This window comes from Mesorhizobium sp. M7A.F.Ca.US.006.04.2.1 (genome assembly GCF_004022915.1).
Classification (GTDB): Bacteria; Pseudomonadota; Alphaproteobacteria; order Rhizobiales; family Rhizobiaceae; genus Mesorhizobium; species Mesorhizobium ciceri.
The window spans coordinates 1-7,151 of record NZ_RZQA01000273.1; the positions used below are offsets into that span (position 1 = coordinate 1).

Below are 7,151 nucleotides of genomic sequence, written 5' to 3' on the forward strand. Positions count from 1 at the left end.
GGAGCAGGGCGAGCGCATCACCACCATCATGCCGCTGCCGGAGGACGAGGCCAGTTGGGGCGAACTCTACGTGATGTTCGCCACCACACGCGGCACCGTGCGCCGCAACGATCTATCCGACTTCGTCCAGGTCAACCGCAACGGCAAGATCGCCATGAAGCTGGAGGAAGAAGGCGACGAGATCCTCGGCGTCGAAACCTGCACCGACAAGGACGACGTGCTGCTGACCGCCAGTTCCGGCCAGTGCATACGCTTCTCCGTCGGCGACGTGCGCGTCTTCCAGAGCCGCAATTCGGTCGGTGTGCGCGGCATAACCATGGCCGAGACCGACCGCATCATCTCGATGTCGGTGATAGAGCATGTCGATGCTTCGCCGGCGGAACGCGCCGCTTACCTGAAGCGCGCGGCGGCGGAGCGGCGGCTTGCCACGGAAACGGCCGGAGAAGAGGAAGAGATCGCGCTGACCAATGAGGAGATCGGAGAGGAGACAGAGCTTTCCGACAGCCGATACGAAGAACTCAAGGCGCACGAACAGTACGTGCTGACGGTGACCGAATTCGGCTACGGCAAGCGTTCGTCGTCCTATGATTTCCGGCTGACCGGACGCGGCGGCAAGGGCATCCGCGCCACCGACGTGTCGAAGGCGGCCGAGATTGGCAGGCTGGTGGCGACCTTCCCGGTCGGCAATGACGACCAGATCATGCTGGTGTCGGACGGCGGCACCGTCATCCGGGTGCCGGTCAACGGCATTCGTTTCGCCAGCCGCGCCACCAAGGGTGTGACCATCTTCAACACGGCTGAAGGCGAAAAGGTGGTTTCGGTCGAGCGGATCTCTGAACCGCAAGCGGACGAAGAAAGCGAAGAAACCGTCGAGGGCGGTGCCGATGCCGCTGCGGCGTCTGACGCCGGTCCGGAGGGTGCGGACTAAGTCCGGCACCCAGGTTTTGACATGGCAACGCCGGCCAGCTGGCCGGCGCGGCAGCAAGTCCAGGCTTTATCAGTAGTGGCGATATGGCTTACGCGGGCCGAAGCCTTCGAAGCGCTTGGTGTTTGCCTTGACGCGGATGCGTTGTGCCTCCTGATGCAGCCCAAATACGGTGGCGATCAGCATGGCGACGGTCATTGCGGTGGCGAGCATGTAGATCAGCATGTGCGTGTTCTCCTGCGCCTAACAACGGATAGATGGGATTTTGGTTTCATCTAATTAAGGTGCAACCTAGTGAACGCTGCGTGAAGGCTTCGTGATCAGCGTGTTCATCTGTCGTTCATGTGCCGGAAAAGGTTCACGGCCGGCGCGCCGATCGGATTTGCCTTTGCGAGAGAGGCTCGCTAGAGCCTGTTCCATCTTGGTGGGCGGAAGATGGAACAGGCTCTAGCTTTCATTTGAGCATGATCTCTAGGACAAAAGAAAAACCGTTTGTCCGCAAAAACCGGTTTCCACTTTTTGGGATCATGCATTAGAAGCACCTGCCATGACCGAACGCATCGCCCTCTATGCCGGCTCCTTCGACCCGCTGACCAACGGCCATCTCGATGTGCTGAAGGCTTCGCTGGCCGTGGCCGACATCGTCTATGCGGCGATCGGCATCCATCCGGGCAAGCAGCCGCTGTTTTCCTTCGAGGAGCGGGTGAAGCTGATCGAGACCGCGGCGAAGGCGGAATTCGGCAGCGATGGTGCCCGTATCAAGGTCGTCGCTTTCGACGGGCTGGTCATCGACGCCGCCAGGAAGCACGGCGCCTCGATCATGATCCGCGGCCTGCGCGACGGCACCGACCTCGACTATGAGATGCAGATGGCCGGCATGAACGAGACTATGGCACCTGAGTTGCAGACGGTTTTTCTGCCCGCCAGCCCGTCCGTGCGCACCATTACCGCCACACTTGTCCGCCAGATTGCCTCTATGGGAGGCAACATCCGCCCCTTCGTCCCGGCGGCGGTTGCCGGTGCGCTCACCGCCAAATTCGCGAAATAAGATTCCGGAGATAGATATGCAGCTGAAAAAGCTCGCCTCGTTCCTCGTTGTGCTTGCCGGCCTTGTGACCGCATCGGTCTCGGCCTTCGCCGCCGACCCGGAAAACACCATGGTCATCACGCTGAAGGACGGCGACGTCACCATTGCGCTTCGGCCCGATCTGGCGCCAAAGCATGTCGAGCAGATCAAGAAGCTGGTGCGCCAAGGCGCCTATGACAACGTCGCCTTCCACCGCGTCATAGACGGCTTCATGGCGCAGACCGGCGACGTCAAGTTCGGCAATATGAAAAAAGGTTTCAGCGCCGAGGCCGTCGGCACTGGCGGTTCCGACCTGCCCGACCTGCCGGCCGAATTCTCGCAGACCGAACATTACAAGCGCGGCGTGGTCGGCATGGCCCGCTCGCAGGACCCCAATTCGGCCAATTCGCAGTTCTTCATCATGTTCGCTCCGGCACCGCCGCTCGACGGCCAGTACACCATCGTCGGCAATGTCGTCAGCGGCATGGAACTGGTGGATCACATCAAGAAGGGCGACCAGGCGGATAACGGCACGGTCTCCGACCCCGACCGGATGATCAAGGTGCGCATCGCCGCAGACAAGTAAAATTGCCAAATAACTCTGTTTTCTCAAAAGGATATCTGACATGGCCGAAATCAAGGACCGCGAGAACGCGCTCATCATGGAAACGACCAAGGGCACGGTCGTCATCGAACTTTTCCCCGACCTGGCGCCGGGCCACGTCTCCCGCATCAAGGAACTGGCTAGGGAAGGCGCCTATGACGGCGTGGTCTTCCACCGCGTCATCGAAGGCTTCATGGCCCAGACCGGCGACGTCAAGTTCGGCAATTCGAGCAAGCCTTCCTTCGCGCCGTCCCGCGCGGGCATGGGCGGCTCTGAGAAGCCGGACCTGAAGGCCGAATTTTCCAACGCCAACCATGGCCGCGGCACCTGCTCGATGGCCCGTTCGCAGAACCCGAACTCGGCCAATTCGCAGTTCTTCATCTGCTTCGACGATGCCGCCTTCCTCAACCGCCAGTACACGGTCTGGGGCCAGGTCATCGAAGGCATGGACAATGTCGACAAGATCAAGCGCGGCGAGCCGGTGCAGGATCCCGACAAGATCGTGTCGCTGAAGGTCGCGGCCGACGTCAAGTAAGGGCAAACGACAATGATGGGCGTCGTCTGGTCGCTTCTCGGCATCCTGTCCGGCGCCTTCATTGCCATTCAGGCGCCGATCAATTCGCAGCTGGCGCGCGGCCTGGGTCTCCCGGTCGCGGCGGCTGCGTTTTCGTTCCTGTCGGGCGCGATCGTGCTCGGCATCATCTCCGTTACGGTGGTGAAGCTGCAAGGCATCTCGCTCGACTGGAAAGCGCCGGCGCCCTGGCTGTTCGTGGCCGGCGGCATGCTCGGCGGTTTCTATGTCACGCTGTCGACGATCCTGACGCCACGCATAGGTGCTGCCGCGCTGATGGCGTTTCTGGTCGCCGGCCAGTTGCTGGCCGGCATGCTCATCGACCGCGTCGGCTTCCTCGGCGTCGCGGTGCGTGAAATCTCGCTGGGACGCGTTGCCGGCGCGGTGCTGCTCTTAGCCGGAGCGCTGCTCGTCCGGCTCTACTGATGCGCGTCGATCTCTTTGACTTCGACTTGCCGGAGGAGCGCATCGCGCTCCGCCCGGCGCAGCCGCGTGACAGCGCCAAGATGCTTCTGGTCAAGCCCGGCGAAGGGCTCGAGGACCGGACGGTTGGCGACCTGCCGTCCTTGCTCAGTGCCGGCGACGTGCTGGTGTTCAACGACACCAAGGTCATTCCGGCGCAACTCAAAGGCATAAGGCGGCGGGGCGAGGCGACGGCGCAGGTCGAAGCCACGCTGCATATGCGCATGGCGCCGGACCGCTGGCTGGCCTTCATGCGGCCGGGCAAGCGCATTGCCGCCGGCGACCGCATCCATTTCGGCCATGACGGCAATTCCTGTTTCCTCGGTCAGCTCGACGCCACGGTGATCGAGAAAGGTGAGGGCGGCGAGGCGCTGCTTGGCTTCGATCTGTCGGGGCCGTTCCTCGACGAGGCGCTGCACGCGGTAGGCCATATTCCGCTGCCGCCCTATATCGCCTCGAAACGCGACGACGACGAACGCGACCGGGCCGATTACCAGACCATCTATGCAAGCGAGGAGGGCGCCGTCGCGGCTCCGACAGCGGGCCTGCATTTCACGCCGGAGCTTTTTGCAGCGCTTGACGCCAAAGGCGTCGAACGCCGCTTCGTCACCTTGCATGTCGGCGCCGGTACGTTCCTGCCGGTCAAGGCGGACGACACCGCCGACCACAAGATGCATGCCGAGACCGGGTCGGTCAGCGAAGCCACTGCGGACGCCCTGAATGCCGCAAGAGCAAGGGGCGGGCGCATCGTTGCTGTCGGCACGACCTCGCTGCGTCTGCTGGAGAGTGCGGCGCGTGAGGACGGTACTCTGGCTGCGTGGTCCGGCCCGACCGATATCTTCATCACGCCCGGCTACTGTTTTCGCACCGCCGACATGCTGATGACCAATTTCCATCTGCCGCGCTCGACGCTGTTCATGCTGGTTTCGGCCTTCAGCGGCCTCGACACGATGCGCGCGGCCTATGTCCATGCCATCGCGAACCGTTACAGATTCTATTCCTATGGCGACGCAAGCCTGCTTTTCCGAGCGGAGACGAGCGATGGACGATGATCTGCAAGCCTTTGACCGCGATGCGCTGATCGCGGAAGTGAAAAAACTGCGCGCCGGCATTCGCCAGCACCGCGATTCCACCGGCCATGAATTGTGCTGGCATCACCCCGATCTGTGGGACCTGCTGCCGGAAAAAACCGAACCATCGATCGCCGTGCCGCCCTGGCCAAAATTCATGCGCGGCTGCATCCACTACCGCCAGTCGCTCGACAAGCAGGCGCCGGACGCCCCGGTCCACGACAAGGAATTCAATGGCTAAGCAGTTCAGCTTCAAGGTTCTGGCAATCGACGGCAAGGCGCGGCGCGGCGTGATCGACATGCCGCGCGGCGAAATCCGCACGCCGGCCTTCATGCCGGTCGGCACCGGCGGTACCGTCAAGACGATGTATATGGACCAGGTGCGCGGCGTCGGCGCCGACATCATCCTTGGCAACACCTACCATCTGATGCTGCGGCCAGGCGCCGAGCGTGTGGCGCGGCTCGGCGGCTTGCATGAATTCGCCCGCTGGCCGCATCCGATCCTGACCGACAGTGGCGGTTTCCAGGTAATGTCGCTGTCGAAGCTGAGAAAGCTGACCGAAAAGGGCGTCACCTTCCGCTCGCATATCGATGGCGCCGCCTACGAGATGTCGCCGGAGCGGTCGATCGAGATCCAGGGACTGCTCGATTCCGATATCCAGATGCAGCTCGACGAATGCACGGCGCTGCCGGCCGAAATGAAGGAGATCGAGCGCGCCATGGAGCTGTCGCTGCGCTGGGCCGAGCGCTGCAAGACGGCGTTCGGCGACCAGCCGGGCAAGGCGATGTTCGGCATCGTGCAAGGCGGCGACAACGCAGCGCTGCGGGTGCGATCGGCGCAGGCGCTGAGCGCGATGGAGTTGAAGGGCTATGCGGTCGGCGGCCTGGCCGTCGGCGAACCGCAAGCGGTGATGCTCGAGATGCTCGACATCACCTGTCCGGAGCTGCCTGATAACAAGCCGCGCTATCTGATGGGCGTCGGCACGCCTGACGATATCCTGAAGTCGGTGGCGCGCGGCATCGACATGTTCGACTGCGTGATGCCGACACGGGCCGGCCGCCACGGCCTTGCTTATACAAGGCGCGGCAAGGTCAATCTGCGCAACGCCCGCCATGCTGACGATCCGCGCCCACTCGACGAGGAAAGCGACTGCCCGGCCGCCCGTGACTACTCACGCGCCTATCTGCATCATCTGGTGCGCTCGCAGGAAGCGCTCGGCGCCATGCTTTTGACGTGGAACAACCTGTCCTACTACCAGAAACTGATGCAGGACATCCGCGCTGCGATCGAGGCTGGCACCTTCGAGGCGCGCGGCGCCGAAATCACCGAGGGCTGGGCGAGGGGCGATATCCCGTTGCTGTAAGGCCTCAAGTGCTGAGCGAATTCGAGGCGCGCAGGCTGCAGCCGGTGATCTGGAACGTGCCGTCGGGCTGCTGCTGCAGCGTATAGACCGCCTCGTAATCCTTGCCATCGGGGCCGACGATCAGCACCTGCTGGACGATCGAACCCGGACCGGTCTCCTCGACCTTGCCGAAGGAATAAGTCTGCGGCTTGCGCACCGGCGGATAGCCGTTGGTCACCATGTTCATGAAGGCATCGACGGTCGGGAAGATCCGCTTCACATTCGGGGCGGCGAAGCTGTAGGCGGTGGCGCCATCATTGGCGATGAGGGCCTTTAGCTGACCGTCGATGACGGACTGGCCTGCCTTGATCTCGGCATCGCCGGCCAATGCCGACGACACGCAGAGGAATGGAACGACTGCGAATGCGAAAAAGGCGCGGCGCATGGCCTGTCTCCGTTGTCCCGCGAAACATCTTCCCTTGAAATGGTGCTGTCCGAAGACGCATCATAACATACGCTTGGCAGCGCATCGCGGTTTCAGCGATCGCGAATAATCGCTGGCGCTCGGCGGCAGGTTGCATGCTGGCGGAGAGCTGCGGCAGGTCGCAGCCCAGGCCTGGGCCGGCAGAGTACGGATTCCAGCGCTTGAAAGCCCGCCTCCAGTCTGCCAGAAGGGCCGCTGGACTTGGACGTTTAGCGGGACGAAGCCATGAAGGCGTTTTTCGTGCAGATCAAATGCGAGCTCGGCAAATCCTATGAGGTTGCCAGCGCGCTTGCCGATGCCGAGATCGCCTCGGAAATCTACTCCACCGCCGGCAACTACGATCTGCTCGCCAAATTCTATGTCGACGACGAGGAAGACGTCGGCCATTTCGTCAACGAAAAGGTGCAGATTCTCCCCGGCATCAAGGACACGTTCACCGTCGTCACGTTCCGTGCTTTCTAGCCGGTAAACGCATTTGCCCGGGCACGAGGCAAAGGCTGATCAAGGTCATATTTCAGCTGCCTCAATTTTAGGCAGGCGCAACATACTGATCGCCCGTATCTCCCAAATCACCGATTGCGCTTGATTTTCTCCGGCGACGCCAGTGAAATGGCGTCACAGGGGAG

11 protein-coding genes are annotated in these 7,151 nt (G+C 62.3%); 9 read left to right on the forward strand and 2 right to left on the reverse strand.

The features are described 5' to 3' along the window. Positions 1–928: DNA gyrase C-terminal beta-propeller domain-containing protein (locus EN925_RS16245; protein WP_281040648.1), on the forward strand; the 928-nt coding region annotated here is incomplete at its 5' end. A gap of 69 nt (positions 929–997) precedes the next feature. Here the strand turns inward: EN925_RS16245 and EN925_RS16250 are convergent. Further along, entirely contained in the window at positions 998–1,150 is a 153-nt protein-coding gene (locus tag EN925_RS16250; protein WP_081714296.1) for a hypothetical protein, read from the reverse strand. A 322-nt stretch (positions 1,151–1,472) separates the two neighbouring features. Here EN925_RS16250 and coaD point away from each other — a divergent pair, with 322 nt between their 5' ends. The 7 genes from coaD to tgt all read left to right on the forward strand — a co-directional run bounded on the left by coaD (position 1,473) and on the right by tgt (position 6,062). Continuing rightward, entirely contained in the window at positions 1,473–1,973 is a 501-nt protein-coding gene (gene coaD / locus EN925_RS16255; protein WP_013531827.1) for a pantetheine-phosphate adenylyltransferase, read from the forward strand. Positions 1,974–2,082: 109 nt separating this feature from the next. Continuing rightward, positions 2,083–2,577 (forward strand): peptidylprolyl isomerase, encoded by a 495-nt coding sequence (locus EN925_RS16260; protein WP_224619653.1) that lies wholly within the window; start codon positions 2,083–2,085, stop codon positions 2,575–2,577. Between the two features lie 40 nt (positions 2,578–2,617). Then, complete coding sequence (locus tag EN925_RS16265) at positions 2,618–3,130, forward strand: peptidylprolyl isomerase (RefSeq protein WP_013531825.1); 513 nt, start codon at positions 2,618–2,620, stop codon at positions 3,128–3,130. A 12-nt stretch (positions 3,131–3,142) separates the two neighbouring features. Continuing rightward, the gene (locus EN925_RS16270; protein ID WP_013531824.1) at positions 3,143–3,592 is read left to right on the forward strand and encodes a DMT family transporter; all 450 of its coding nucleotides are present in this window, start codon (positions 3,143–3,145) and stop codon (positions 3,590–3,592) included. After that, on the forward strand, positions 3,592–4,680 hold the full coding sequence (gene queA, locus EN925_RS16275; RefSeq protein WP_127388488.1) for a tRNA preQ1(34) S-adenosylmethionine ribosyltransferase-isomerase QueA: 1,089 nt from the start codon (positions 3,592–3,594) through the stop codon (positions 4,678–4,680). The genes EN925_RS16270 and queA overlap by 1 nt, the downstream gene beginning before the upstream one ends. Beyond that, a complete protein-coding gene (locus EN925_RS16280) occupies positions 4,670–4,939 on the forward strand; it encodes a hypothetical protein (protein WP_013531822.1) in 270 nt (89 codons plus the stop codon). Before queA ends, EN925_RS16280 begins: the two co-directional genes overlap by 11 nt. Continuing rightward, complete coding sequence (gene tgt, locus EN925_RS16285; RefSeq protein WP_013531821.1) at positions 4,932–6,062, forward strand: tRNA guanosine(34) transglycosylase Tgt; 1,131 nt, start codon at positions 4,932–4,934, stop codon at positions 6,060–6,062. The genes EN925_RS16280 and tgt overlap by 8 nt, the downstream gene beginning before the upstream one ends. A gap of 4 nt (positions 6,063–6,066) precedes the next feature. Here tgt and EN925_RS16290 read toward each other — a convergent pair whose 3' ends face one another. Next, entirely contained in the window at positions 6,067–6,486 is a 420-nt protein-coding gene (locus EN925_RS16290; protein ID WP_063167942.1) for a DUF4864 domain-containing protein, read from the reverse strand. 264 nt (positions 6,487–6,750) lie between these two features. Between EN925_RS16290 and EN925_RS16295 the strand changes: the two genes are divergently transcribed. Then, positions 6,751–6,987, forward strand: coding sequence for an Lrp/AsnC family transcriptional regulator (locus tag EN925_RS16295; protein ID WP_010909609.1), 237 nt, complete (start codon positions 6,751–6,753; stop codon positions 6,985–6,987). Positions 6,988–7,151: the final 164 nt, after the last annotated feature.

What these genes read in the sequence shown, in the direction of transcription:
- EN925_RS16265 (WP_013531825.1), top strand. Translation starts at nt 2,618, where the DNA reads ATGGCCGAAATCAAGGACCGCGAGAACGCGCTCATCATGGAAACGACC.
- tgt (WP_013531821.1), top strand. Translation starts at nt 4,932, where the DNA reads ATGGCTAAGCAGTTCAGCTTCAAGGTTCTGGCAATCGACGGCAAGGCG.
- EN925_RS16290 (WP_063167942.1), bottom strand. Translation starts at nt 6,486, where the DNA reads ATGCGCCGCGCCTTTTTCGCATTCGCAGTCGTTCCATTCCTCTGCGTG.
- EN925_RS16250 (WP_081714296.1), bottom strand. Translation starts at nt 1,150, where the DNA reads ATGCTGATCTACATGCTCGCCACCGCAATGACCGTCGCCATGCTGATC.
- EN925_RS16295 (WP_010909609.1), top strand. Translation starts at nt 6,751, where the DNA reads ATGAAGGCGTTTTTCGTGCAGATCAAATGCGAGCTCGGCAAATCCTAT.
- EN925_RS16280 (WP_013531822.1), top strand. Translation starts at nt 4,670, where the DNA reads ATGGACGATGATCTGCAAGCCTTTGACCGCGATGCGCTGATCGCGGAA.
- coaD (WP_013531827.1), top strand. Translation starts at nt 1,473, where the DNA reads ATGACCGAACGCATCGCCCTCTATGCCGGCTCCTTCGACCCGCTGACC.
- EN925_RS16270 (WP_013531824.1), top strand. Translation starts at nt 3,143, where the DNA reads ATGATGGGCGTCGTCTGGTCGCTTCTCGGCATCCTGTCCGGCGCCTTC.
- EN925_RS16260 (WP_224619653.1), top strand. Translation starts at nt 2,083, where the DNA reads ATGGTCATCACGCTGAAGGACGGCGACGTCACCATTGCGCTTCGGCCC.
- queA (WP_127388488.1), top strand. Translation starts at nt 3,592, where the DNA reads ATGCGCGTCGATCTCTTTGACTTCGACTTGCCGGAGGAGCGCATCGCG.